Here is a 26,252-nt window from a genome sequence, read left to right as displayed (position 1 = left end):
ATGCATCCCCGCGTTCTTGAGGTCACCGAACGGCTTATCGCCCGCAGCCGCGCCACCCGCGAGGCTTACCTTGCGCTCATTCGCGGCGCCGCCAGCGACGGTCCGATGCGCGGCAAGCTGCAATGCGCCAACTTTGCCCACGGCGTGGCCGGTTGCGGCACTGAAGACAAAAACAGCCTGCGCATGATGAATGCCGCCAACGTGGCAATTGTTTCGTCATATAACGACATGCTTTCGGCGCATCAGCCGTACGAACATTTCCCTGAACAAATCAAGAAAGCCCTACGCGAAGTCGGCTCGGTCGGCCAGTTCGCCGGTGGTACGCCCGCGATGTGCGACGGCGTGACCCAGGGCGAGCCGGGCATGGAGCTGAGCCTGCTCAGCCGTGAAGTGATTGCCATGTCCACGGCGGTAGCGCTGTCCCACAACATGTTCGACGCCGCACTGATGCTGGGCATCTGCGACAAGATCGTCCCCGGCCTGATGATGGGTGCGCTGCGCTATGGCCACCTGCCGATGATCTTCGTGCCGGGCGGCCCAATGCCGTCGGGCATCTCCAACAAGCAGAAAGCCGATGTGCGCCAGCGCTATGCCGAAGGCAAGGCCACCCGCGAGGAGCTGCTGGAATCGGAGATGAAGTCCTACCACAGCCCCGGCACCTGCACGTTCTACGGCACCGCCAACACCAACCAGTTGCTGATGGAAGTGATGGGCCTGCACTTGCCGGGCGCCTCGTTCGTCAACCCGTACACGCCGCTGCGTGACGCCCTGACCCGCGAAGCCGCGCATCAGGTCACGCGACTGACCAAAGCCAACGGCAACTTCACGCCGATCGGCGAGATCGTCGACGAGAAATCCATCGTCAACTCCATCGTCGCCCTCAACGCCACCGGCGGCTCCACCAACCACACCCTGCACATGCCGGCCATCGCCATGTCGGCGGGCATCATCCTGACCTGGGACGACATGGCTGACCTCTCCGAGGTAGTGCCGACCCTGTCCCACGTGTATCCAAACGGCAAGGCCGACATCAACCACTTCCAGGCGGCGGGCGGCATGTCGTTCCTGATCCGTGAGTTGCTGGAAGCCGGGTTGCTCCACGAAGACGTCAACACCGTAGCCGGCAAGGGCCTGAGCCGCTATATCCAGGAACCGTTCCTGGTCGACGGTGAGTTGGTCTGGCGCGACGGCCCTATCGAAAGCCTCGACGAAACCATCCTGCGCCCGGTGGCTCGCGCGTTCTCGCCAGAAGGTGGCCTGCGCGTGATGGAAGGCAACCTGGGGCGCGGCGTGATGAAAGTCTCCGCCGTGGCGCCGGAACATCAAATCGTCGAAGCACCGGCAGTGGTGTTCCAGGATCAGCAAGACCTGGCCGACGCCTTCAAGGCTGGCCAGTTGGAAAAAGACTTCGTCGCGGTGATGCGCTTCCAGGGGCCGCGCTCCAACGGCATGCCGGAATTGCACAAGATGACGCCGTTCCTTGGCGTGTTGCAGGACCGTGGTTTCAAGGTGGCGCTGGTGACAGACGGGCGTATGTCCGGCGCGTCGGGTAAGATCCCCGCCGCGATTCACGTCAACCCCGAAGCCCAGAGCGGCGGGCCACTGGCGCGGGTGCGCGATGGCGATATCATTCGTGTGGATGGCGTGACCGGCACCTTGGAGCTTAAGGTGGACGCCGAAGCATTTGCAGCGCGCACGCCTGCCACGGGCCTTCTGGGCAATAACGTGGGAGCCGGTCGCGAGCTGTTTGCATTTATGCGCTTGGCCGCAAGCTCCGCAGAGCAGGGCGCCAGCGCCTTTACCTCTGCCTTGGAGACGCTTAAGTGAAGTTAGCGCTGGTCGGTGATATCGGGGGCACCAACGCCCGTTTTGCAGTGTGGCGAGATTCGGCGCTGCACTCGATCCGGGTGCATGCCACGGCGGATTACCCAAGCCCTGAAGCGGCGATCACGGTCTATCTGAAGGAAGAAGGCCTGGAAATCGGGGACATCGGTGCGGTGTGCCTGTCGGTGGCCGGGCCGGTGAGCGGCGATGAGTTCAAGTTCACCAACAATCACTGGCGCTTGAGCAAGACGGCGTTTTGCAAGACGTTACAGGTGGATGAACTGCTGCTGGTCAATGATTTCTCGGCCATGGCCCTGGGCATGACCCGCCTGCAGCCCGACGAATTCCGCGTGGTCTGCGAAGGCACGCCGGAGCCGTTGCGCCCGGCGGTGGTGATCGGGCCGGGCACTGGCCTGGGTGTCGGCACACTGCTGGACCTTGGTGCTGGTCGTTACGCGGCGTTGCCAGGGGAGGGCGGCCATGTCGACCTGCCCCTGAGCAGCCCGCGGGAAACCCAGCTGTGGCAGCACATCTACACCGAAATTGGCCACGTCAGCGCCGAAACGGCGTTGAGCGGCGGCGGCTTGCCGCGTTTGTACCGGGCGATTTGCGCGGTCGATGGCCACGCGCCGGTACTGGACACACCCGAAGCCATCACCGCTGCTGGCCTGGCCGGCGATCCGATCGCCATGGAAGTGTTGGACCAGTTCAGCATTTGGCTGGGCCGGGTTGCAGGCAATAATGTACTGACCACCGGTGGGCGCGGTGGCGTGTACATCGTGGGCGGGGTGATACCGAGGTTTGCCGACTTCTTTATCGCCAGCGGTTTCGCCAAAAGCTTCAGTGACAAAGGCTGCATGAGCGACTACTTCAAAGGCATTCCGGTGTGGTTGGTGACCGCGCCGTATTCCGGGTTGACCGGGGCGGGTGTGGCATTGGAACAGGCATTTGCTTAGGCAGTGATGGCCTCATCGGGGGCAAGCCCCCTCCCACACTTGGAACGCATTTCAAATGTGGGAGGGGGCTTGCCCCCGATGAGGCCATCAAGAACACCCATAACAACAAGGAGGACCCCGTGAGCGTAATCAGTAAATCGATTCTCCTCGTCGACGACGACCAGGAAATCCGCGAATTGCTGCAAACCTACCTCAGTCGCGCCGGTTTCCAGGTGCGTGGCGTGCCGGATGGCGCGGGGTTCCGCCAGGCGATGAACGAGGCGCCGTGCGACCTGGTCATCCTCGATGTGATGTTGCCGGACGAAGACGGCTTCAGCCTCTGCCGCTGGATTCGCCAGCATCCGCGCCAGGCGCAGGTGCCGATCATCATGCTCACCGCCAGTTCCGACGAAGCCGACCGTGTGATCGGCCTGGAGCTGGGCGCCGATGACTATATCGGCAAACCGTTCAGCCCTCGCGAGTTGCAGGCGCGGATCAAGGCCCTGTTGCGCCGCTGCCAGTTCGGCCAGGAGCGCAGTGGGAATGCTGATGTGCTGGTGTTCGATGAATGGCGCCTGGACATGATCAGCCACCGCCTGTTTCACGTCGACGGCGAGGAAGTGATCCTCTCCGGTGCCGACTTCGCGCTGCTCAAGTTGTTTCTCGACCATCCGCAACAGATTCTCGACCGCGACACCATCGGCAACGCCACCCGTGGCCGCGACCTGATGCCGCTGGACCGCATCGTGGACATGGCAGTGAGCCGGCTGCGCCAACGCCTGCGCGACACCGAAAAACCCCCGAGGCTGATCCGCACCGTACGTGGCAGCGGTTATCAACTGGCAGCCAGCGTGGTTGCCGGCAATGTCCAATGAGCCGGTGACAGAACGCCGTCGCCGCTTCCCGGTACCGCGCTCGCTGTTGGGGCGCATGCTGCTGTTGACCTTGCTCGCGGTGTTGTTCGCCCAAGCGTTGTCCAGCGTGATCTGGGTCTCGCAGTTGCGCGCCACCCAGCTTGAGGGCCTGGTCACCAGCGCCCGCAGCCTGGCGCATTCGATGACCGCCAGTGTGAGTTACTTCCGTTCGTTGCCCGTGGCCTATCGCCCGCTGGTCCTGGACCAATTGCGCAGCATGGGCGGCACCCGGTTTGTGGTGACCCTCAATGACCGCCCGCTGGACATGCAGGTCTTGCCCGAAACCCCGCGCAAACAGGCGGTACTGGTGGCAGTGGACGAAGTGCTGCGCCAAACCCTGGGCGCCGACGTGCATATCTCGGTGGAGTTCGTCAGCGCCGAAGACCTGCGCATCTTCAACGCCGGCCTCAAGCTCGATGAGCTGCCGCGTTCCTGGGCCCATTACGCACTGACCCTGGAACCGGTAAACCCGCCGGTGCTGGTGACCCAGATCCAGCTCGCCCCCGGCGAATGGCTGTACATCGCTTCGTTGCTGCCTGAGCCTTACACCAGTCTTGAAGAACAGGGCCTGCCATCGCAGCAGGTGTGGTTTATCGTACTGACCAGCGGTTTTCTGCTGTTGTTTATTGGCCTGCTGGTGCACTGGCAAAGCCGGCCGCTCAAGCGCCTGGCGCGGGCGGCGCGGGATATGTCCCTGGGCGCCGACGTAGAACCTGTGGCCGAAGGTGGCGGTAGTGAAGTGGTGGAAGTGGGACGCGCATTCAATGCCATGCGCGAGCGCATCAGCCGCTACCTGACCGAGCGCAGCCAGCTGTTCAGCGCGATTTCCCACGACCTGCGCACACCGATCACCCGTCTGCGCCTGCGCGTGGAGCTGCTGGAAGACGAGAATCTGCAAACCAAGTTCGGCCGCGATCTGGATGAGTTGGAACTGCTGGTGAAGGGCGCGCTGCAATGCGTGAAAGACACCGATATCCACGAGAACATCCAGCCCGTCGATCTGAACCATGTGCTCGAATGCCTGGTGGAACCTTATGTTGCGCCCAACGGTAACGGCCGCGTGACCCTGAATGGCGCTGCATTGGTGGCCTATCCGGGCAAGCCGCTGGCGCTCAAGCGTTGCATTGGCAACCTGATCGACAACGCCTTGAAGTACGGGCAGAACGCGCATTTGCATGTCGAGGATGATGGCGCGGAATTTGTCCTGCACGTCGACGATGAAGGTCCTGGCGTGCCGGAGCAGCGCCTGGAGCAGGTGTTCGAGCCGCACTTCCGCCTGGCCGGGCAGCAGCAGGGCTACGGGTTGGGTCTGGGGATTGCGCGCAATATTGCCCACAGCCATGGTGGCGAGGTGAGCTTGCAGAATCTGCGCGAGGGTGGGTTGCGGGTCACCTTGCAGCTGCCGCGCACCCTGGACTGAAAAACACTGAAGATCAGATGCTTTGGCGCAGTCTGGCTAGATCCCGCAACGGCGGCGCACCAAATAGTCGGCTGTACTCCCGGCTGAATTGCGACGGGCTTTCATACCCCACCCGATAACCGGCTGCCGAGGCTTCAAGCCCTTCGGCAATCATCAACCGCCGCGCTTCCTGCAAGCGCAGTTGCTTCTGGTATTGCAGCGGGCTCATGGCAGTGATCGCCTTGAAGCGGTGATGCAGGGTCGAGACGCTGAGGTTCACTTCCCTGGCCAGGTCATCAATGCGCAGCGGTTGCTCATAGTTGCCGTTGAGCCACTTGATCGCCTGGCTCACCCGATGGCTCTGACTATTGGCCACGGCAATTTCATACAGGCGATACCCCTGCGGCCCCCGCAGCAGGCGGTAGAGAATTTCCCGGTTGATCAGCGGCGCCAGTATGGCGATGTCTTTGGGCGTATCCAGCAAGCGCGCCAGGCGCAGCACGGCGTCGAGCAATTGGGTGTCGATGCGGTCCACGTACATGCCGCGTGATGTCGGGCGCGTGGGGACGCCCATGGGGCCGGCCTCTGCAATCAGGGCTGTGAGTTGCGCCGGGTCGATGTTGATGCGTACCGACAGGTTCGGATCTTCCGGCGTCGCATCGATGATCCGCCCGGCCACCGGCATCGCCACCGAGAACACCAGGTAGTTGAGCGGGTCGTAGGCAAAGATTTCATCGGCCAGGCGCACTTCCTTGCTGCCGTTGGCGAGGATGCACAGCGCGGGCTCCACCAGCACCGGCATAAAGTCGCGCGGTGTGTTGTGGCGGTTCAGGTACAGCGAGGTGATCGCGGTGCCGTAGGAGCCATCTTCCCAGGTATGCCGGTGCACAATACTGGCCAGTTCGGCGCGCTGTTTTTCCATCTCGGCATCGAGGGGAATGGGCTGATGTTCGGGCGACGACATGAAGCGTCCTCTGCAGGCGGCTTTGATGGGGTCAGCTTAGCGGCGGCTTTTCAAAGAGTGTTAGGTCGATTCTGCATAATCCTTGCCTGATCCTGCGCCATGTGGGCAATCAGGCAAGCGCGAGGCCTGTCATCTCCCTGAAACACGGCGTTCGCCCCTGCGTAAAACCGCTGGGCCGAATACCCGGTTTACGCTTCTCGCAGGATTGTGCAATAAGCCGGCAGGAATCGACTAACCGCGTCCACCCCCGCGCCGTTATCGTTGATCCTGTGGCAACACACCCTCACAGTGCTTGCCGAGCATCACTTCTCAACGGGAGAGTCGAACATGTCCACCCCCATTCCCGCGAGCCATATGGCCTTTATCCGTGCCCGCACCGGGTGCAGCACCGAACTCGGTGCACGTTTGAGCAGTTTGATCGAACCAGGGCGTCAGGCTCAGGGTTGTCTGCAATTCTCGTTGCAGCATTCCCAGGTCGACCCCGATGTGTGGCTGGTCTCGGGTTTCTGGAGCAGCGAGCAGGCGATGAGCGCCTACTTCAGCTCGCCGGCGCTGATGCTCTTCACCGAGTTGTTGAACGACATGGTGGTGCGCAGCATGGACTTTCAGACCTTCACCGATGCATCCGCCGCCCACGCCTATGGCGAGTACCTGCAACTCGCCGGTTGAACCGGTTTAGAATGGCCGCCTTTCCATTGGCCAGGACCTGCAACATGGCACGTAAACAATTTGCCCACCACGAAGCCGTTTCCGCCGTAGTACCGGGTGAAGGAGGCTACAGCGCCGCCGTCGCCGTCAAGGCACTGGATGGCATGGGCGCACCGCAGTTTCACAAGATCCTCGATGGGCAGACGTTCAAGACCGCTTCGGATGCCGATGATGCGGCGACGCTGCAGCTTGCAGGCTTGGTCGACGTGGATGCAGAGGGTCAACTGATTTGGGCGCCTGCCGCTGACTAAATGTGGGAGGGGGCAAGCCCCCTCCCACAATTGATCGCATTCCGATCAGCGTTGGGTGGCGCCTGGGCGGTGCATCTTGAACAGTGCCTCTGGCCCTAGCTGGAAGTAATCCGCCGGGCCACCGCCGCGCAAAATCGGCTCGGCGGCGGCGGTGTCGTAGACGCCGTCCTTGAGCAGCCACTTGGCAATATGCACCGCAACCACCTCGCCCAGCACCAGCCAACTCGGTACCAACCCTTTGTCGGCGCGTTGCAGCTGGATGATCTGCGTCACCTTGCATTCGAATGACACCGGGCTTTCGCCCACCCGTGGCACGGCGACGATTTTCGAGGCCACCGGCGTCAGGCCTGACAACTCGAACTCATTCACGTCTGGCGCGACCGCTGCGCAACTCTGGTTCATCTGCTCGGCCAGCGGGCGGGTAGCGAGGTTCCACACGAACTCGCCGGTCTGTTCGATGTTGTTCAGGCTGTCTTTGCGCCCGACACTGGAAAACCCAATGATTGGCGGAATGTAGTTGAACGCATTGAAAAAACTGTAGGGCGCCAGGTTCAGGCGGCCTGCGCTGTCGTGGGACGAAATCCAGCCGATAGGCCGTGGGCCGACGATGGCGTTGAACGGATCATGGGGCAGGCCGTGGCCGTTGGCGGGTTCGTAGAAATGGATATCGTCAGACATGGGCCGGGTTCCTGCTACGCAATTCTGGGAGGCGGTCATAGTGCAACCCGTGGCAGCGAATTTCCATTGGCCCATGGAATTTTCATTCATCGCCCACCTATTTTTCACAGCGCCCCGTTCAGTCTGCGCCCAAGGTCGACACCCCCATAAGTCGGCCATCGAAAGACTGAATCTCGGAGCCTTCTACCCCATGAATAAACTTCCTCAGATCACCCTGGCGTTCTGGGTCATGAAAATCTGCGCAACCACCTTGGGCGAAACCGCCGGGGACTTGTTGTCGATGACCCTGAATGTCGGTTATGCGATCAGTTCGATGATTTTGATCAGCGTGTTCCTGGTCACTCTGGTGACGCAACTCTGGTCGAAAACCTACAACCCGGTGCTGTACTGGATCGTGATTTTATCCACCAGCACGGCCGGCACCACCATGTCCGACTTTATGGACCGCACCCTGGGCTTGGGTTACGCCACGGGGTCGATGATCCTGATCGTGATCCTGATGATCATTTTCGCGCTGTGGCACCTCAGCGGTGACTCGCTGAACGTGAACAAGGTGCAGACTTTCCGGGGTGAGTTGTTCTATTGGATGGCAATTCTGTTTTCCAACACCCTCGGCACGGCGTTGGGCGATTTCCTGGCGGACGATTCGGGGTTGGGGTTTGCTGGCGGGGCACTGTTGATCGGCTCGACCATCGCCGCAGTGGTGGCGCTCAAATACTTCACGCAGATTTCGTCGGTGCTGTTGTTCTGGGTAGCGTTTGTGCTGACCCGGCCGTTTGGCGCGACGTTGGGGGATTTCCTGACCAAGCCCCATGAGCAGGGTGGCCTGGATTTTGGCACCATTGGTTCATCGGCGGTGTTGGCGGGAATATTGGTGATGATGATTGCAGGGGCGTCGTATGCGCAGCGGCGGTATGGGCGTAGTGAGGTGGCGGAACTGCGCTGATTAACTAAGCGATGTAAAGCCAATGTGGGAGGGGGTAAGCCCCCTCCCACATTTTTTAGTCCGTGGTAATGCGCGAATGCTTGCGGGTGTCCTTCATGGTCACGTAGACCACCAGCGACACTGCGATACACGCAGTCACATACCAGTAGTAACCGGTTTCCATGCCGATGCTCTTGAACCACAGCGCGATGTATTCAGCGGTGCCGCCGAAGATCGATACGGTCAGTGCATACGGCAGGCCCACGCCCAAGGCACGGATTTCGGTTGGGAACAATTCGGCTTTCACCACTGCGTTGATCGAGGTGTAACCGCTGACGATGATCAGCGCCGCCATGATCAGGAAGAACGCGCCCCACCAGGATTGGATGGTGTGCAGGGTGGTGAGGATCGGCACAGTGAACAGCGTGCCGAGGATGCCGAAGGCGATCAGGATTGGACGACGGCCGACTTTATCCGACAGCCCGCCGACGATCGGTTGCAGGCACATGAACAGAAACAGCGTAGCTGCCGAGATGGTGGTGGAGTCGGAGATGCTCATGCCGACCGTGTTCACCAAGTACTTCTGCATGTAGGTGGTGTAGGTGTAGAAGGCCAGGGTGCCGCCCATGGTCAGGCCGACCACGGTCATCAGTTCCTTGGGGTGACGCATCAAGGTGCGCATCGCGCTTTCCTTGGCTTTTTCTTTCTTGGTGAACGACTCGGTTTCTTCCATGCCACGACGCAGGTAAAGCGCGACCACTGCGCACAGGGCGCCGATGGCGAACGGGATACGCCAGCCCCAGGCATACAGTTGCTCGGTGGTGAGCACCTGTTGCAGCACGATCAGCACCGCCAAAGCGATGAGCTGGCCGGAGATCAGGGTCACGTACTGGAAGCTGGAGTAGAAACCACGGCGTTCCTTGGTCGCCATCTCGCTGAGGTAGGTGGCGGAGGTGCCGTATTCGCCGCCGACTGACAGCCCCTGCAGCAAACGGGCAAACACCAGCAGGATGGGCGCACCGATACCAATGACTTCATAGCCTGGGCTCAGGGCAATCAGCAACGAGCCGAAGCACATCAGGTAGACCGAGGCCATCAGGGCTTTTTTACGCCCGACCTTGTCGGCGTACAGGCCCATCAGCCAGCCGCCGATCGGACGCATCAGGAAGCCCACGGCGAAGATCGCGGCGGTGTTGAGGAGTTGGGCGGTAGTGTCGCCTTTCGGGAAAAAGGCTTTGGCGAAGTACAGTGAAAAAGCGGCGTAGACGTACCAGTCGTACCACTCGACCATGTTGCCGACTGATCCGCTGAAGATCGACTTGATGCGGCTGGAAGTGGTGCGTGGTTGTGCCGGCGCGGCCGCCGACCCCAGAGGCAAGGTGTTGGAGTTATCCATTGAAGGATCCTTCATCTAGTTGTTTTTATGGAGCGGCGCGAGCGCTGCCTGGCTGGGGCTATAGCAGGAGCTGTGCCAGTTAGATGAAGGCCCGGTCTAGAAGGGTTTGTGGTTTTTTTTGAGCGGAATATCGCTGGTTATTCTGGAGTGATGAGCGGAAATCCGCTCATTCATCCTTGATGAACATGTCGCGTGCCAGGCCATGGCGTTGCATTTTTTCATTGAAGGTACGGCGGGGCAGTTGCAATTCCGCCAGCACGGCCTTGATGTCGCCTTTGTGCCGGGTCAGCGCTGCCTTCAGGCAATGGGCTTCGAAGGCTTCTTGCTGTGCCGCGAGGGATTGCCCGGCCTCGATGCCTTCCGGTTCCGGGTCGCCAAGGCCCAACACCTGGCGCTCGGCGACGTTGGCCAGTTCACGCACATTGCCGGGCCAGTCATGGCTGAGCAGGCGCCCCAGCGCCGGCCCGCTCAATGGCTCGGCCGTACGCCCCAAACGTTCAGCAGCGCTCTGGGCAAAGTGCTCGTACAGCAGCGGAATATCTTCACGGCGCTCGCGCAACGGCGGCAGGCGCAATTGTGCGACGTTGAGGCGATAAGCCAGGTCTTCGCGAAACCGCCCCGCTCGGGCCTCTTCCAGCAGGTCCGGCTTGGTCGCGGCGATGATGCGCAAGTCCACGTGGATGCTCTGGTTGGAGCCCAGTCGCTCCAGCTTCTGTTCTTGCAGCACCCGCAACAACTTCACTTGCTGGGCCAGGGGCATGCTTTCGATTTCATCGAGGAACAGCGTGCCGCCGTGGGCGTATTCCAGCTTGCCGATGCGCTTGCCCTGGGCGCCGGTGAACGCGCCGCTTTCGTGGCCGAACAACTCGGCTTCAAACAACTGCTCGGGAATAGCCGCGCAGTTGAGCGCCACAAACGGCTTCTTGGCCCGAGGGCCGAAATCATGCAGGCAGCGGGCAACCAGCTCCTTGCCGCTGCCGGTCTCGCCACGGATCAGCACGTTGACCGGCAAGCTCGCCAGGTCGAGCACCTGACGGCGCAGGTTCTGCAAGCCGCGGGACACGCCGAGCAGGCTGGATTCGAGCTTCGAACGGTGGTCGGCCTGTTGGTGCAGGCGACGGTTTTCCAGGATCAGCCCACGTTTGTCCAACGCCCGGCGCAGGCTGTTGAGCAGGGCTTCAGGGCTGAAGGGTTTTTCCAGAAAATCGTAGGCGCCGTCGCGCATGGCTTCGACAGCCATCGGCACATCGCCATGGCCGGTCAGCAATATCACCGGCAAGTCGGCGTCGCGACGCTGCACCTCGGCCAGCAACTCCAGGCCGCTGAGCCCTGGCATGCGCACGTCGCTCAAGATCACGCCGGGAAAGTCCTTGGGCAGGTGTGCCAGGCATTCTTCGGCGCGGCTGAACAGCTGCACCTCAAACCCGGAGAGGCTCAACCACTGCTCTACGGCCGTGCGAATGCTGGCTTCGTCATCGACCACAATCACCGCATTCAGCATAGGTCCGGCGTCTCCAGCGCGATGGGCAGGGTCAGGGTGAATATCGCGCCGTCGCCGTGGTTGCCGGCGATCAGGCGTCCACCGAGTTCATGCACGATAGCGTAAGACACCGCCAGTCCCAAACCGAGACCATCGCCCACCGGCTTGGTGGTAAAGAACGGGTCAAACACGTTGTTCAGGTGTTCCTCGGCAATCCCGCCGCCGCTGTCGCTGACGGTCAAAAGCCAGAGCTGCTGGTCGGCGTGCAGGCGGATTTCCAGGCGCTTGCGCGGCTTGTCGGCCATGGCGTCCAGGGCGTTGCGCAGCAGGTTGATCAGCACCTGCTCCAGACGAATCGCGTCGCCGCGCACCCAGGCCGGGCGGGTCAGGTCCATCACCACGCCGATGCCTTCATCGCGCAGGCGTGCGTCGAGCAGGTGCAGGGATTGGTCGACCACCGTGGCCAGGTCCAGGCGTTCGCGCAGGCCGCTGGGGCTTTTGCGTGCGAAGGTCTTGAGGTGGCCGGTGAGCGCGGCCATGCGCGTGAGCATATCGTCCAGCGGCGTGAGCGCCTTGTAGGCGTCGTCCACGCGGCCGTGATCCAGCAACAGGCGCAGGGTGGCAAGCTGCATGCGCTGGGCAGTCAGTGGCTGGTTGATTTCGTGGGCGAGGGCGGCGGACATTTGCCCCAGCGCCGCCAGCTTGGCCGATTGCACCAAGCCGTCCTGTGCGGTGCGCAGGGCCTGGGTGCGTTCTTCCACCAGTTGCTCCAGCTCTTCGCGGCTGCGCTGGCGCAAGCGGGCCAGGCGCCAGCGTTGGCTCAGGAACAGCACGAGGAACACCAGCGCCAGCCAGGAGCCCGCGGCGGCCAGGCCCGCGTTGCGTTGGTCTTCAAACGGCAATTGCGGTTTGCGCAGCAGGTGCAGGGTCCAGCCTTCTGCCTTCAGCGGCAGCGATTCCCAGATGTACCGGGCACTGCCGTCGGGGCCGTTGACGCGCATCAGGTGGCTGTTTTCGTCAAAGCGCTGCAGGGTTTCGGTTTCCAGCGGCTGCAGTTGTTTCTTGTCGTATTGGCGAGTGGCCTTGAGCTCGGCGAGGTCATTGGCCGATAGCGGCCTCAGATTGCGATAACGCCAGCCCGGCTGGTTGGCAATAAACACGATGCCACGTGCATCACTGACCAGCAGCAAGTCATCGCCCTGAGCCCATTCGCGCTCCAGCTCGGGGAACTCCAGTTTCACCACCATGGCGCCCAGGAACTGCTCGTTTTCATCCAGTACTGCGCTGGAGAGGAAGTAACCCGGAATCCCGGTGGTCACCCCCACCGCATAAAAGCGCCCGGTGCCCTGGCTCTTGGTCTGGCTGAAATACGGCCGGAATGCATAGTTGTGGCCCACATAACTGCTCGGCAGCGCCCAGTTGCTGGCGGCCACGGCGAGGCCGCTGCGGTCCATCAATTCCAGGGTGGACGATTGCGCGGCACCGTTGATGCGTTCCAGTTTGCGATTAAGCACGTCCTGGGTAGCGGCATCCAGCGGGCCTTTGAGCGCGCTGATCATTTCCGAGTCCAGCGCCAGCACGGCGGGCAGGGCGCGGTAGCGTTCGATCAGGGTGTGCAGCGAGTTGGCGTACAGCGCGAGCTGTTGATTGGCGCGTGCGGCATCGTCGGCCAGGGCCTGGCGCTCGGCATGACGCGTGGCCAAGGCAGCGGCCAGCACCGCTCCGGCGATGATCAATAACGAGTAGAAGGTCAGGCGCAGGGGGCGAGGGATCGCGATCATACGGATATGAACAGCTGCAATATGGGGCGAGCACCATACCATGAGCCATAAAAAAGGCGACTGGGCCATGGGGCCGCAGTCGCCTTTATCCTTGCAGTAAAGTGCTTACTGCACTTCTACCGCCAGGCTTTCACTGATCTTTTTCTGCCAGATGGCAGGACCGGTGATGTGCACGGATTCGCCTTTGCTATCAACGGCAACGGTGACCGGCATGTCTTTGACGTCGAACTCGTAGATCGCTTCCATACCCAGTTCGGCGAACGCGACAACCCGCGACCTCTTGATGGCTTGCGCCACCAGGTAAGCAGCGCCGCCCACGGCCATCAGGTACACGGCCTTGTTGTCCTTGATCGCTTCGATCGCAGTCGGGCCGCGCTCGGACTTGCCGATCATGCCCAGCAGGCCGGTTTGCTCAAGGATCTGGCGGGTGAACTTGTCCATCCGCGTGGCGGTGGTCGGGCCAGCTGGGCCAACCACTTCTTCGCGCACTGGATCTACCGGGCCGACGTAGTAGATGAAGCGACCCTTGAGGTCCACCGGCAGGGTTTCGCCCTTGTTCAGCATCTCGACCATGCGCTTGTGCGCGGCGTCGCGGCCGGTAAGCATCTTGCCGTTGAGCAACACGGTTTCGCCCGGCTTCCAGCTCTGCACGTCTTCCGGGGTCAGGGTGTCGAGGTTGACGCGACGGGCCGACGGGCCGGCTTCCCAGACGATTTCCGGGTAGGCGTCCAGCGGTGGTGCTTCCAGCGACGCCGGGCCGGAACCATCGAGCACGAAATGCGCGTGACGGGTGGCGGCGCAGTTGGGGATCATGCACACCGGCAGCGAAGCTGCGTGAGTCGGGTAGTCCATGATCTTCACGTCGAGCACGGTGGTCAGGCCACCCAGGCCCTGGGCGCCGATGCCCAGTTGGTTGACCTTCTCGAACAGCTCCAGGCGCATCTCTTCGATACGGTTGGACGGGCCGCGCTTGATCAGCTCGTGGATGTCGATGGATTCCATCAGCACTTCCTTGGCCATCACTGCGGCTTTCTCGGCGGTGCCGCCGATGCCGATGCCGAGCATGCCCGGCGGGCACCAACCGGCGCCCATGGTCGGAACAGTCTTGAGTACCCAGTCGACGATCGAGTCGGACGGGTTGAGCATGGCCATTTTCGACTTGTTCTCGGAACCACCGCCTTTGGCAGCTACGTCCACTTCCACGGTGTTACCCGGGACGATGGAATAGTGGATCACCGCTGGGGTGTTGTCCTTGGTGTTCTTACGCGCACCGGCCGGGTCGGCGAGGATAGACGCTCGCAGGACGTTTTCCGGCAGGTTGTAGGCGCGACGCACGCCTTCGTTGATCATGTCGTCCAGGCCCATGGTGGCGCCATCCCAACGTACGTCCATGCCCACGCGCACAAACACGGTGACGATACCAGTGTCCTGGCAGATCGGGCGATGGCCGGTGGCGCACATGCGCGAGTTGATCAGGATCTGCGCCATGGAGTCACGGGCTGCTGGCGATTCTTCGCGCAGGTAGGCCTCGTGCATCGCCTGGATGAAGTCAACGGGGTGGTAGTAGGAAATGAATTGCAGGGCGTCGGCAACGCTCTGAATCAGGTCGTCTTGCTTGATCACGGTCATGAGTCGCGCTCCTCTATAAGGGAACATTCAATAAAGGTGGCTTCAGTGGGGTGTATCGGTCGGCTGAAGCCACCTTTCCAAGGCACGCCAAGTGGTGCAGGCGCGACGCTAAAAAGGCGCGGCAGTATAACCCGACGCGGTGGCCGATACACCCGACTATGGTCAAACTGTCGCAGGCATGATTCCCTGTGCGCCTCCCCTGTGATTGAGCCCTTATATGCCTGAACTGTACGTCGGCGAACGCCATTGGTCGGTAACTGCCGGCAGCAACCTGCTGGATGCCTTGAACCAGGCGGGAGTGGCCGTGCCCTACAGTTGCCGCGCCGGCAGTTGCCATGCATGCCTGGTACGTTGCCGGGGCGAGGTCGAGGACAGGCAGCCCGATGCCCTGAGCCCTGCGCAACGCCAGGACGGTTGGCGGTTGGCCTGCCAGTGCCATGTGACGGGTGATCTGCAGGTCGAAGCGTTTGATCCGCAACGCGATGGTCTGGCGGCTCGGGTGGTGGGCGCCGACTGGCTGAACTCGAATGTTGTGCGCGTGCGCCTGCAACCCGAGCGCGGCCTGCGATATCGGGCCGGGCAGCATATGGTGCTGTGGGCCGGGCACGTGGCGCGGCCGTATTCCTTGGCCAGCTTGCCTCAGGAAGATGCATTTCTGGAGTTTCATATCGATTGCCGGCAGCCCGGTCAATTCAGTGATCTCGCTCGGCAGCTGCAGGTCGGCGATCCATTGCGCCTGGGCGAGTTGCGCGGCGGCGCTTTGCAATACGATCCAGACTGGCAATCCCGCCCGCTGTGGCTGCTGGCCTCCGGCACTGGCCTTGGTCCGTTGTGGGGCGTGTTGCGCGAGGCCTTGCGCCAGAATCATCAAGGCTCCATCCGTGTGATTCACGTGGCCCATGATGCCGACGCTCATTACCTGGCCGAACCCCTGGCAGCGCTGGCCGCGCAGCATTCAAACCTGTCGGTGGAGTTGTGGACGGCGGCTGAGTCGACCCAGGCATTGGCGCAACTGCGGCTTGTTTCCCGGCAAACGCTGGCCTTACTCTGCGGACACCCCGCGAGTGTCGAGGCGTTTTCCAAGCGCTTGTTCCTGGCGGGACTGCCGCGCAATCAACTGCTGGCCGATGTGTTCCTGCCCCGTGGTTGAGCGCTGAACCCTACAGCCGCGAGACGCACCATGACCGACGCCATCCTGCTGCACCGCGAGCGCGGGTTGCTGACCCTGCAGCTCAACCGCCCGGACAAGAAAAACGCCCTGACCCGCGCCATGTACACCCAGCTCGCCGAGGCGCTGGAGTTGGCGGATGCCGATTCAGCGATCAGCGCCGTGCTGATCCAGGGCAGCAGCGAGTGTTTTACCGCCGGTAATGACATCGGCGATTTTCTTGAACAGCCGCCCAGCGACCTCGACAGCCCACCGTTTCACTTTATGAAAAGTCTGCTCAACTGTCGCAAGCCCGTAATCGCTGCGGTGGCAGGAGCGGCGGTGGGGATTGGCACAACCCTGCTGCTGCACTGTGACCTCGTGTATATCAGCCGTGATGCGCGCTTGCGTATGCCGTTCGTCAACCTGGGGCTGTGTCCTGAGTTTGGTTCGAGCCTGATCCTGCCGCGTTTGCTGGGGCATGCGAAGGCGGCTGAATTGTTGTTGCTGGGCGAGGGGTTTACCGGGGAGCAGGCTGCTGCATGGGGGATCGCCACCGAGGCGTTGGGCAGTGGCGAAGCGGCGTTGGCCAAGGCGCGGGAAATCGCCGAGCGCTTTGAAACCCTGGCGCCGGGGGCGGTGCAGGTGACCAAGCAATTGATGAAGAGTGTGGATCGTGAGCAGTTGCGGCAGGTGATTGAGGAGGAGGGCGCATTGTTCGTCCAGCGTTTGAAGTCACCGGAGGCGATTGCGGCGTTATCGGGGTTTATCACCAAACGCTGAGCCACATCAAAAACAAAAAGCCCTGCCATTCACATGGCAGGGCTTTTGTTTTTCAGCGTTTGACTCAGACCATTGGATCGCCAACGTGCAGGATTTTCATGCCGTTGGTGCCGCCGATGGTGTGGTAGCTGTCGCCCTTGGTCAGGATGACCCAGTCGCCTTTCTCCACGACGCCACGCTTGATCAACTCGTCGATGGCCGCCTGGCTGACTTCATGGGGCGGCAACGAAGCCGGATCGAACGGTACGGTGTACACGCCACGGAACATCGCCGCGCGGGCCTGGGTTTCGCGGTGTGGGGAGAACGCGTAGATCGGCACCGAGGAACGGATGCGCGACATGATCAACGGCGTGTAGCCACTTTCGGTCAAGGCGATGATCGCTTTAACGCCCGGGAAGTGGTTGGCGGTGTACATGGCGGCCAGGGCGATGCTCTGGTCGCAGCTTTCGAAGACCTTGCCGATACGGTGGCTGGAGGTCTTGCTGGTCGGGTGCTTTTCGGCGCCGACGCAGATGCGCGCCATGGCCTGCACGGCTTCCAGCGGGTACGGGCCAGCGGCGCTTTCAGCCGAGAGCATCACGGCGTCGGTGTAGTCGAGCACGGCGTTGGCCACGTCGGACACTTCGGCGCGGGTCGGCATCGGGTTCTGGATCATCGACTCCATCATCTGGGTCGCGACGATCACCGCTTTGTTGTGGCGGCGTGCGTGCAGGATGATCTTCTTCTGGATACCGATCAGCTCGGCGTCGCCGATTTCCACACCCAGGTCACCACGGGCAACCATCACGGCGTCGGATGCCTTGATCAGGCCGTCGAGGGTTTCGTCATCGGCCACGGCTTCGGCGCGTTCGATCTTCGCCACCAGCCAGGCGGTACCGCCGGCTTCGTCGCGCAGTTTACGGGCGTATTCCATGTCAGCGGCGTCACGCGGGAAGGACACGGCGAGGTAGTCCACTTCCATTTCAGCGGCGAGCTTGATGTCGGCCTTGTCTTTTTCAGTCAGGGCTGGAGCAGTCAGGCCACCGCCGCGACGGTTGATGCCTTTGTGATCGGACAGCGGGCCGCCGATGATCACGGTGCAGTTCAGTTCGGTCGGGGTGGCAGTGTCGACACGCATGACTACGCGGCCGTCATCCAGCAGCAACTCGTCACCGACGCCACAGTCCTTGACCAGGTCCGGATAGTCGATACCCACGACGTCCTGGTTACCTTCGGTCAGCGGATGGCTGGTGGAGAAGGTGAACTTGTCACCGATCTTCAGCTCGATACGCTTGTTGGTGAATTTGGCGATACGGATTTTCGGGCCTTGCAGGTCACCCAGCAATGCGACGAAGCGACCGTGCTTGGCGGCCAGGTCACGCACCAGCTTGGCGCGAGCCTTGTGCTCGTCCGGGGTGCCGTGGGAGAAGTTCAGACGGGCAACGTCCAAACCAGCCAGAATCAGCTGTTCGAGGACTTCCGGCGAGTTGCTGGCCGGGCCAAGGGTGGCGACGATTTTGGTACGACGGACGGACATGCACAGACTCCTGAGTTCAAGCGCTGAGGAAGGCTACTATGCTCTTTGGTTGTAGTCATTGTTCGTTTGCACTACTTATCGACGATTCGCTTGTTTTCGCTCCGATTGAATAGACCAACATCCTTGAAGATTTTCGACGAGGGGTCGATACACTGCACAAGACAGGAGAACCCTCATGCGAATTTTGCTCATTGCTGCCCTGGCCGTCAGTGTTGTCGGCTGCACCCGCTGGTCGATGGACCATCATTTGAACAACGCTTACCGTGCGTACAAGGTCGGTGACTGCGAGCGTGTCACGCTGGAATTGTCCCAGGTCGACCGCGAGAGTCGTACCCGGCGCTATGTGCAGCCGGAGGTCTCGATGTTGCGCGGGCAATGCCTTGAACGACAGAAGCTGTTCGTTGATGCGGTGCAAACCTACCAATTCATCATTAATCAGTACCCGTCGAGCGAATACGCCTACCGTGCACGCGCAAGGTTGGACACCTTGCAACAACTGGGGCATTACCCCGGTGCAAGCGTTGCAAAGCCGCGTCCGGCCTCGTTGTAATGGCGTTCGTCATTTAATAACTGGCCCCTTGCCAGTCTTGGGCTATCCTTTGAATGGGCGTTTGTATAGGTTTTCTATTCGAACGAATGCGGGGCCCGGATTCGGCAGCTGTCTAGTGACAAGGCGTTGTCTTTCGTCACACCGAGATCCAGGGAGAGCGAGCAATTGCGCTCGTTCCGAATCACTGGCACGGCCAGAGTCATGGCCACTGGATGGCGATCTCACCATGTTTACCGACCGACGGATCGAGCGGCATCAACTTCCTTATTTCCTGCAGGTGTTTAACCGCGTCACCGACAAGCCCATCGGATATTTGGGTAACCTCTCTGACGACGGGCTGATGTTGATCAGCCAGTTACCCATGATGGTCGACGCAGAGTTCGAGTTGCGCTTGAAAATTCCTGGGGCTGACGACACCTTCCATGCCATTGACCTCACGGCGACCTGCCTGTGGAGTCATGAAGATATCAACCCGCAGCATTACGATTCCGGGTTCAGCGTGCTTCAGGCGCCCGAGGAATATGGGCAGCTCATCAAGGTGCTGTTGCATTACTTCAGCTTCGATCCCTTGGAGGCCTCGGCCTAGAAGCAGCATGCAGTCGACATGTCCGGGGGAATGGTGCTGTCCCCCAGCAATCGTGCGCTTTTTTCAGAAGACTCCAGCTTTTTTCCAGCCCAGGTAGCGTGTTACCAGGGCGGCGCCCATGGCTGATGGCAGCGTATCCAGCACCGACAGGCCGTGTGCGTTCAAACGGTCATGCAATTCGTCCCGCATGTTGAGGTAGTCGACAGTGCCGCTGTAGGCCAAAGCCTCGGGCAACGTCTGTACGGGAGACTGGCGCAGTAGATCGAGGACTTCCTCCCGCATACTCGCCACCAGCACCCGATGTTGACGGCTGATGCGTTTGACGGCGCTGAGTAGTGCTTCATCGTCCTCATCCCGCAGGTTGCTGACTACGATCACCAATGCCCGCCGCTTTTGCCGGGCCAGCAGTTGGCTGGCCGCCGCCTCGTAGTCGGCAGTTCGGCGGGTGGTGTCCAGGTCATAGACCGCATTGAGCAACAGGTTCAACTGACTACTGCCCTTGACCGGCGCCAGGTAGCGTGGGTGGTCGCAAGCAAAGGTGCACAATCCCACCGCATCGCCCTGGCGCAAGGCTACATAACTGAGCAACAGGCAGGCATTGAGGGCGTGGTCGAAGTGTGACAGTTCATCATCCTGGCTGCGCATGCGTCGGCCGCAATCGAGCATGAACACGATCTGCTGGTCGCGCTCGTCCTGATACTCTCGTGCGATGGGAGTACGTTGCCGCGCAGTGGCTTTCCAGTCGATCTGCCGCAGGCTGTCACCCTCACGAAATTCGCGCAGTTGATGAAACTCCAGCCCCAAGCCCCGTCGTTGGCGTTGACGCACCCCCAGTTGGCTCAGCCAGTTATCCACCCCCAGCAGCTGTGCTCCGTACAGTCGGGCAAAATCCGGATAGACGCGGGTGGCATCCTCGACTTCGATAAAGCGCCTGGCGGACCAGAGGCCCAATGGGCTGGGCAGGTGGACTTCGCATCGACTGAACGTGAAATGCCCGCGCCGTAAAGGCCGTAGCCGATAGCCCAGCTCGCTGCCTTCACCGGGGCGTAACTCGATGGACTGGGGCAGGTTTTCCAGGCTCAGCCCGTCGGGAACGTGATCGAACACCTGCACCGTCAACGCTTGTGGAGAGCCATGTTCCAGGACCAGGCGTACTTCGCCCCAGCGTCCCAGCGCCAGGCTGCCGGGCATATGCCGATGCACGTTCGGTGATGGTCTGCGGCGCAGTCGCAGCGCGTCCAGCAACGCCAAGAGGAGCAGCGCCAGGAGCAGACCCCACGCCACCGAGTGCAGGGTGTCGGGCACCTTGAACTGCAAGGCTGCCGCAGTGCCCAGCAGGATGTTCAAGCCCAGCAGCACGCCAAGCCAGACTAATAACAGACGGGTCGGTTTCATGGGCGCTTCATTGCCGGGGTGCCGGAATCTGGTCGAGCAGTTGCTTGAGCACCTGGTCGACCTCCAATCCGTCGATGTCCAGTTCTGGTGCAAGGCGTACCCGATGACGCAGTACCGCAAGGGCGCAGCTTTTGATGTCATCCGGCGTGACGAACTCGCCCCCACGTAGCAGTGCACGGGCGCGGGCGCCGCGTACCAGGGCGATTGAAGCTCGTGGGCCGGCGCCGATGGCCAGGCCTGGCCAACTGCGTGTGGCTCGCGCCAGGCGCACGGCATAGTCGAGTACGTGTTCATCCAGGGCCAGTTCACTGGCGATCTGTTGCAGTTGCAACACGTCTTCGGCCTGCAGCACTGTACGCAAAGGTTGCACATCCAGCATGTCGGCCCGTGACGAGCGCGTCACTTCTCGCACCATATCCAGTTCCTGCTGCGCGTCGGGATAGTCCATGCGTACCTTGAGCATGAACCGGTCCAGCTCGGCTTCCGGCAGGGGGTAGGTGCCTTCCTGTTCGATTGGGTTCTGCGTGGCCAGCACCATGAACGGCTGGCCGATGGGCAGGGCTTCACCTTCGAGGGTGACTTGCCGCTCCTGCATGGCTTCGAGCAGGGCCGCCTGGGTCTTGGCTGGGGCCCGGTTGATTTCGTCGGCCAACAAGAGGTGGGTGAACACGGGACCCTTGCGCAGTTTGAACTGCTCGGTATGCAGGTCGTACACGGCATGGCCGGTGACATCGCTGGGCATCAGGTCCGGAGTGAACTGGATCCTCGCGAAGTCCCCGCCAAAGCAACGGGCCAGGGCGCGCACCAGCAAGGTCTTGCCCAGCCCGGGTACACCTTCGAGCAAGACGTGGCCGCCGGCGATCAGTGCGGTCAGTACGTCATCGATCACCTGATCCTGCCCGATCACCGCCTTGCGCAGTTCAATACGCAGAGCTTGGGCTTGCTTGCTGGCGCGTTGCAGGGGTTCGCCGGTCGAGGCTGTGGTGCTGGGGAAATCGCTCATAGGGCATTCCTGAGGGTTTGCAGGCATGCCACCTGCCGGCTGAAATCGGCGCTGGAAAGCCGTTTTGCCGGGAGTGGGCCGAGGGCCTGGCTGATGACGTGAGAGGGTTGGCGCGTCAGGTGTTCCAGTACCCGCCATTGTTCTGCTGTGTCGAGATGTTCGAAGCCTGGATGGCGACGTCGGGCCGCACGCAGAATATCGTGCTGCAAAGCCTGCAATAGCGTGCCTTGACCGCTGCGGCGCAGCAGAAAGTCGGCGCTGGCTTTCAAGTGTTCCTGCAATTGCCGGCGCGCCTTGGAGGCTGGGGCCTGGATCGGGCCCTGGCGCATCCAGGCCTGCCAGAGTGCCAGGGCTATCAGTGCAATGAGCGCAACCACTGCCTGGGGGAAGTAACGCAACAGCAGGGTGAACAGATCATCCACGTTGCTGTTGGACAGCAAGGTGACGGCAGTGCCCTGGTTCAGATACCACAGCAGCCAGGCATTATCGTGTTTGCCGATCTCGGGTGTTTTCCACAGTTCGCTGTCGGTGATTACCGTAACGCGGCCTTGCCCGAGGTCAAGTTGCATAAGGTGACTCGACCTGGCGCTATTGGCTGAAAATTGTGCGAGGTGCCTGGGGTCGATAAGGTTGAAGTCGGTATCGAAGCTGAAGTAGGCCGGGGCGGTGTCATTGTCGATGTAGAGTTTCGTCAGGTCCGGCGCTTTCTTTTTACTGGCGGGTGCGGGCTCTTCGGGTTCGTCACTCAGCACTTGGTGGATATGCAGGCGATCGAGCAACAGGTCGCCGCTTTTGCCGGTCTCTTCATCCCAGAGTGCTTCGGCCACTAACAACAGATGTCCACCGGACTTGGCCCAATCCAGCAACTGTTCGACCTGGCGTGGCGACATGTTGCTGCGTTCTTCCAGTAGCAACAGACTGTTGCCTGCGGCCGGCAGGGTGGCCAGGCGTTCGAGGCTATTGGCATGTTCCACGGGCAGGCCTTGCTGGCGCAGAAAGTGTTCGGCAGCCAGGTAGGGATTGGCCAGGGCTTGCGGAGCGGGACCGCGGTCCACCACCTCTTCATAGGGGATCGCCTTGCTCCAGGCATAAAAGCCGCCCGCAGTGATCAGGCATGCCAGCAGCAGTCCTATCCCTAGTAAGCATCGGTTCATTGGGCGCCCTCCGAACTGAACAGGGCACGCCAATCGTTGCATAGTTTTTGCTGGGCCGAGGCGGGTGGGAGTTGATGACCGTAGGCCAGGTTTTGCCAGTGTCGGGTCAACTCATCGCTGAACGCCATCAGTTGTGGTTGCTGTAACAGGTGAACGCGTTCCAGCACCTGGCCTTCGGTGTCCGCGCTTTTAAGGGGCAGGTTGAAGTCATGCAGCAAGCGGCTCAGCAGGCCACGATATAACAGGCCAAGGGCTTCCCGGGGTTGGCTCGACCAGAGTTGCTCGGCAGTGCTGGCGATGTCCCTGGGCAGGCTCTCTGTGCCCAGCTCCAGACCGAACAACTGGGCGGGTACTGGTTTGGCGGCTTTGGGTTTCCCTGGCCCGCGCCGGCTGACAAAAGTACGCAGCCATTCCCGATAACGCCATATCAATAGGACCAGGCCGCCGATCAGTACGCTCCACAACAGCACTTCCAGGCCCTGGGCGACATGCTTGAAAGTATTGCCGTTGAAGTTGTCCAGCAGTGCCTGCAGCCACGCCGGAAGTTTGCCGTCACTGTGTGTCTGGTTTTTAACGACGGGCTTTTCTTCGCCAAAGCGATAGCGAGTGACGGTCTCCGGGTTTTTGAAGGGGGGCTGGTCCAGAAGCGACTTGATGGATTGGCTTGCGCTTTCATGGCTCAGTGGTTTGCCTTCCTCTGCCATGGCGTGCGGGCTGTATGGCAGGAATGTCAGCCCGAGCGCCAGCAATAAAAGCGACGCTACGTTGCTCAGGCGCTGGCGCAGGCGGCGGAATACAAGCTCCAGGTCCCACGCTTCCAGCACGGTGCGGCGATTGAGATAAAGGCTGAAACCACAGGCGACATAAATGGGCTCCCAAAACACCAGTATCAAGGCATAGAACGCGTTGCCCAGATGCTCCAGCCACAAGGCTTCGGAACCCGTAGCCAGCGCCAACCGTTGCCAGTCCCAATCCAGTTCAAGTTGCTGCGGAATGAGTAGGTAGAACAGCGCCATGCAGCCAAACCACAGCCCGACTTCCAGGTGCACCCCGACAGTGGTCAACCAGCGCGCGGCACCGGCGTTACGTTGCAGCAGCACGCCCAGGCGTTGTTGACGCGCCTGGCCGTCGAGGCCTTCGAGCTGACTGACCGGCATCACAAAACTGCGGCTGAGGCTTAGCCTGCGCCAGGTCAGGCTGGCCAGCAGTTGGCTGTTAAGCAGTTTTGGCCATTGGCGCACAGCCTGCTTGAGGCTAGGCGTTTCACCGAACAGGGCTTTGGAGAGAATGTATAAAGGCAAGCGGTCGAACGCCGGTTTGAACCACCAGAACAGGAACATGGCCGTGGATGGGTAGTTCCATAGCAACGTGGTGAGCACGGCAAACACCGGCAGGGTCACCAGCGCCCAGCTCCCCATCAACAGCAGGCGATGCTCCCGGGCCATTGATACGCCAAGGTCCATGGCCTCCCATGCGGTTCGCGGGCGAATCGCCACGCTGGCATCACTCAGGCGCATGGCGAGTCCGTCCGGCAAAGGTCAGGTAAGCAGCCACCAACAGCCAAAGTGCAGTGCCCACAAGGTATTTTATCCAAGGGTCGATGTGGGTGGTGGAAGACCAGTAGGCTTCGATAAAGGCTGCGATCAGCAGGAACACCATGACACCGCACAGCAGTTGCACGCTCTTGCGAGCGGCAAGTCGCAAGGATTCGCTGCGTGTCAGTTGCCCAGGCGCAATCAGCGCCCAGCCCAGTTGCAAGCCTGCGGCGCCAGCGAGGGCGATAGCCGTCAGTTCAAAGGCACCATGGCCGATGACAAATGACCAAAAGGTCTGCCCATAGCCGATTTCGGTCAGGTGCCCGGAAATCGCGCCGATGATCAGCCCGTTGAATATCAGGAAAAACACACTGCCCAAGCCGAACAGCAACCCCGCGGCGAATGTCTGGAAGGCGATGCCGACGTTGTGCATCACGTAGTAGCCAAACATCATCCAGTCTTCGCTTGACGCCCGTTCGGCGGCGCGACCCAGGCGGCTGGCATCGGGGTCATACATGCCCTGCATTTCGGCTACCTGCTGTGGGCTGACAATGCTGTAGATCAGGTCGGGAAACAGGTAGACCAGCAGGGCAATGCCCAGCAGGCTGCCAAAGAACAGCAGGCTGGCAATCAACACGAAGCGCCATTGTTCCCTTACTTGTCGCGGAAAGTCGGCCAGTAGGAAACTCAGTACATTCGCCGCCAATTGGCTGCGGTGGCGATAGAGTTGTTGATGGCCGCGCAATGCCAATTGTTGCAGCGGGTCCACCAGGTAACTGCTGTAACCACGCTCCTGGGCCAGGGCCAAGTGCTGGCATAGATGGCGGTATTGATGAGGAAAGTCGGCGAGGTCACCGGCCTTGGCCTTGCCTTGTTCCAACTGCTTAAGTTGTTCGGCAAAGGCTTGCCATTGGGGCTGGTAACGGCTTTCGAAGAGGCTCTGTTTCATGCTGGCCCCAGCAGGCCACGGGCCACGCCATTGAGTTGCTCCACGGCACGTGCTGGGGATACTTGCAGCGGTGTCGCGAGGATGGAGGCGAGTTCGTGTACCCGCTCGGGGGACAGCTCAGCCTGGCGTTCGGCGAAACCCAGGATCGCCCGCTGCTCACTCAGGTCCAGGGCAAACGGTAGGCGCAGTGCTGCAGCTTGAGGTATCTGGGGTCGTGCCAGGGGCTGCTCGCGATAGACCACCAAGGTGCCGGCGGCCAGGTCGCCAAGGCGTTTGAAGTGAGGGTGCTGCAGGCAACTGATGGCGCCGAGGAAGTAGCCGAACGGAAGCATATCGACGAACCGCAGCAGGTTGCGGATCAGTGACGCTGACCAGCCTATGGGCGTGCCATCGTCCTGCACTACCCGCAGGCCCATGACCTGTTTGCCCGGTGAACAGCCCTGGTTGAGGACCTCGAACAGCACCATGTACCACCAACTGACCAGGAACAGCAGCAGCGAGCCCAGGCCGATCCCAATATTGCCGAGCAGGGCTAATGGCACCATAAATACGCCCATGATCACTGCGCGTGCGCCGAGGTCGAAGGCAAATGCCAGCACCCGTGGCACCAGGCCGGCGGGGCGCAGTGGCAGGTCGATGCCCTCTGGGGTTTCGATCTGGTAGCGGGTATCCAATGGGGCTGATGGCATCGCGATCCTTGGCAGTGCAGAGCGGCTGGGTGACACGGATGCTAACAGCGTCGGCGATGGA

Annotated in this window: 24 protein-coding genes; 11 read left to right on the top strand and 13 right to left on the bottom strand. The window is 61.2% G+C overall.

Translation table 11 applies throughout. The features are described from left to right. The 4 genes from edd to DNK50_RS25920 all read left to right on the top strand — a co-directional run bounded on the left by edd (nt 1) and on the right by DNK50_RS25920 (nt 5,093). A complete protein-coding gene (gene edd / locus DNK50_RS25935) occupies nt 1–1,827 on the top strand; it encodes a phosphogluconate dehydratase (RefSeq protein WP_112196621.1) in 1,827 nt (608 codons plus the stop codon). Further along, nucleotides 1,824–2,780, top strand: a complete 957-nt coding sequence (locus tag DNK50_RS25930) for a glucokinase (protein WP_112196620.1) — start codon at nt 1,824–1,826, stop codon at nt 2,778–2,780. The genes edd and DNK50_RS25930 overlap by 4 nt, the downstream gene beginning before the upstream one ends. Before the next feature lie 119 nt (nt 2,781–2,899). Further along, nucleotides 2,900–3,634: a response regulator gene (locus DNK50_RS25925; protein WP_099585536.1), complete on the top strand. Its 735-nt coding sequence runs from the start codon at nt 2,900–2,902 to the stop codon at nt 3,632–3,634. Further along, nucleotides 3,624–5,093 carry an ATP-binding protein gene (locus DNK50_RS25920; protein WP_112196619.1) on the top strand — a complete coding sequence of 490 codons (1,470 nt, stop codon included), beginning with the start codon at nt 3,624–3,626 and terminating at the stop codon, nt 5,091–5,093. The genes DNK50_RS25925 and DNK50_RS25920 overlap by 11 nt, the downstream gene beginning before the upstream one ends. A 13-nt stretch (nt 5,094–5,106) precedes the next feature. Here the strand turns inward: DNK50_RS25920 and DNK50_RS25915 are convergent, their stop codons facing one another. Next, on the bottom strand, nt 5,107–6,036 hold the full coding sequence (locus tag DNK50_RS25915; protein ID WP_112196618.1) for an AraC family transcriptional regulator: 930 nt from the start codon (nt 6,034–6,036) through the stop codon (nt 5,107–5,109). Between the two features lie 327 nt (nt 6,037–6,363). On the opposite strand from DNK50_RS25915, the gene DNK50_RS25910 reads away from it, so the two are divergent. Further along, nucleotides 6,364–6,705, top strand: coding sequence for an antibiotic biosynthesis monooxygenase family protein (locus tag DNK50_RS25910; RefSeq protein WP_017139773.1), 342 nt, complete (start codon nt 6,364–6,366; stop codon nt 6,703–6,705). A 44-nt stretch (nt 6,706–6,749) separates the two neighbouring features. After that, complete coding sequence (locus DNK50_RS25905; RefSeq protein ID WP_099585533.1) at nt 6,750–6,995, top strand: hypothetical protein; 246 nt, start codon at nt 6,750–6,752, stop codon at nt 6,993–6,995. A 45-nt stretch (nt 6,996–7,040) separates the two neighbouring features. Here DNK50_RS25905 and DNK50_RS25900 read toward each other — a convergent pair whose 3' ends face one another. Beyond that, on the bottom strand, nt 7,041–7,673 hold the full coding sequence (locus DNK50_RS25900; RefSeq protein ID WP_099585532.1) for a flavin reductase family protein: 633 nt from the start codon (nt 7,671–7,673) through the stop codon (nt 7,041–7,043). A gap of 190 nt (nt 7,674–7,863) precedes the next feature. Between DNK50_RS25900 and DNK50_RS25895 the strand changes: the two genes are divergently transcribed. Then, nucleotides 7,864–8,619, top strand: coding sequence for a hypothetical protein (locus DNK50_RS25895; protein ID WP_112196617.1), 756 nt, complete (start codon nt 7,864–7,866; stop codon nt 8,617–8,619). 55 nt (nt 8,620–8,674) lie between these two features. Here the strand turns inward: DNK50_RS25895 and DNK50_RS25890 are convergent, their stop codons facing one another. The 4 genes from DNK50_RS25890 to DNK50_RS25875 all read right to left on the bottom strand — a co-directional run bounded on the left by DNK50_RS25890 (nt 8,675) and on the right by DNK50_RS25875 (nt 14,884). Next, entirely contained in the window at nt 8,675–9,994 is a 1,320-nt protein-coding gene (locus DNK50_RS25890; RefSeq protein ID WP_099585530.1) for an MFS transporter, read from the bottom strand. Between the two features lie 166 nt (nt 9,995–10,160). After that, nucleotides 10,161–11,495, bottom strand: coding sequence for a sigma-54 dependent transcriptional regulator (locus DNK50_RS25885; protein ID WP_099585529.1), 1,335 nt, complete (start codon nt 11,493–11,495; stop codon nt 10,161–10,163). Next, entirely contained in the window at nt 11,489–13,255 is a 1,767-nt protein-coding gene (locus DNK50_RS25880; protein ID WP_099585528.1) for an ATP-binding protein, read from the bottom strand. The genes DNK50_RS25885 and DNK50_RS25880 overlap by 7 nt, the downstream gene beginning before the upstream one ends. Before the next feature lie 105 nt (nt 13,256–13,360). Further along, nucleotides 13,361–14,884, bottom strand: coding sequence for a fumarate hydratase (locus DNK50_RS25875; protein ID WP_112196616.1), 1,524 nt, complete (start codon nt 14,882–14,884; stop codon nt 13,361–13,363). Between the two features lie 217 nt (nt 14,885–15,101). Here DNK50_RS25875 and DNK50_RS25870 point away from each other — a divergent pair, with 217 nt between their 5' ends. Both DNK50_RS25870 and DNK50_RS25865 read left to right on the top strand, forming a co-directional pair. Beyond that, a complete protein-coding gene (locus DNK50_RS25870; protein WP_112196615.1) occupies nt 15,102–16,034 on the top strand; it encodes an iron-sulfur-binding ferredoxin reductase in 933 nt (310 codons plus the stop codon). Between the two features lie 30 nt (nt 16,035–16,064). After that, a complete protein-coding gene (locus DNK50_RS25865; protein ID WP_099585526.1) occupies nt 16,065–16,814 on the top strand; it encodes an enoyl-CoA hydratase-related protein in 750 nt (249 codons plus the stop codon). Nucleotides 16,815–16,878: 64 nt separating this feature from the next. Here DNK50_RS25865 and pyk read toward each other — a convergent pair whose 3' ends face one another. Next, entirely contained in the window at nt 16,879–18,330 is a 1,452-nt protein-coding gene (gene pyk, locus DNK50_RS25860; protein WP_032890873.1) for a pyruvate kinase, read from the bottom strand. 175 nt (nt 18,331–18,505) lie between these two features. On the opposite strand from pyk, the gene DNK50_RS25855 reads away from it, so the two are divergent. Then, nucleotides 18,506–18,880, top strand: coding sequence for a hypothetical protein (locus DNK50_RS25855; protein ID WP_099585525.1), 375 nt, complete (start codon nt 18,506–18,508; stop codon nt 18,878–18,880). Between the two features lie 226 nt (nt 18,881–19,106). Further along, nucleotides 19,107–19,466: a PilZ domain-containing protein gene (locus DNK50_RS25850; RefSeq protein ID WP_099585524.1), complete on the top strand. Its 360-nt coding sequence runs from the start codon at nt 19,107–19,109 to the stop codon at nt 19,464–19,466. A gap of 63 nt (nt 19,467–19,529) precedes the next feature. Here the strand turns inward: DNK50_RS25850 and DNK50_RS25845 are convergent, their stop codons facing one another. From DNK50_RS25845 to DNK50_RS25820, 6 genes are read right to left on the bottom strand one after another with little or no spacing between them, the layout of a single operon-like run. Continuing rightward, nucleotides 19,530–20,861 (bottom strand): DUF58 domain-containing protein, encoded by a 1,332-nt coding sequence (locus DNK50_RS25845; RefSeq protein WP_112196614.1) that lies wholly within the window; start codon nt 20,859–20,861, stop codon nt 19,530–19,532. A 7-nt stretch (nt 20,862–20,868) separates the two neighbouring features. After that, nucleotides 20,869–21,864 (bottom strand): MoxR family ATPase, encoded by a 996-nt coding sequence (locus DNK50_RS25840; protein WP_099585522.1) that lies wholly within the window; start codon nt 21,862–21,864, stop codon nt 20,869–20,871. Beyond that, entirely contained in the window at nt 21,861–23,018 is a 1,158-nt protein-coding gene (locus tag DNK50_RS25835; protein ID WP_112196613.1) for a DUF4350 domain-containing protein, read from the bottom strand. Before DNK50_RS25835 ends, DNK50_RS25840 begins: the two co-directional genes overlap by 4 nt. Then, nucleotides 23,015–24,535 (bottom strand): DUF4129 domain-containing protein, encoded by a 1,521-nt coding sequence (locus DNK50_RS25830; protein WP_112196612.1) that lies wholly within the window; start codon nt 24,533–24,535, stop codon nt 23,015–23,017. The genes DNK50_RS25835 and DNK50_RS25830 overlap by 4 nt, the downstream gene beginning before the upstream one ends. After that, nucleotides 24,522–25,502, bottom strand: coding sequence for a stage II sporulation protein M (locus DNK50_RS25825; RefSeq protein WP_112196996.1), 981 nt, complete (start codon nt 25,500–25,502; stop codon nt 24,522–24,524). Before DNK50_RS25825 ends, DNK50_RS25830 begins: the two co-directional genes overlap by 14 nt. Continuing rightward, nucleotides 25,499–26,191, bottom strand: a complete 693-nt coding sequence (locus DNK50_RS25820) for an RDD family protein (RefSeq protein WP_112196611.1) — start codon at nt 26,189–26,191, stop codon at nt 25,499–25,501. Before DNK50_RS25820 ends, DNK50_RS25825 begins: the two co-directional genes overlap by 4 nt. Between the last annotated feature and the right edge of the window lie 61 nt (nt 26,192–26,252).

Source organism: Pseudomonas sp. LG1E9 (genome assembly GCF_003290225.1).
GTDB lineage: Bacteria > Pseudomonadota > Gammaproteobacteria > Pseudomonadales > Pseudomonadaceae > Aquipseudomonas > Aquipseudomonas cyclaminis.
Note: the sequence above shows the minus strand (reverse complement) of the source record. Positions and strands in the feature narration are given on the sequence as shown.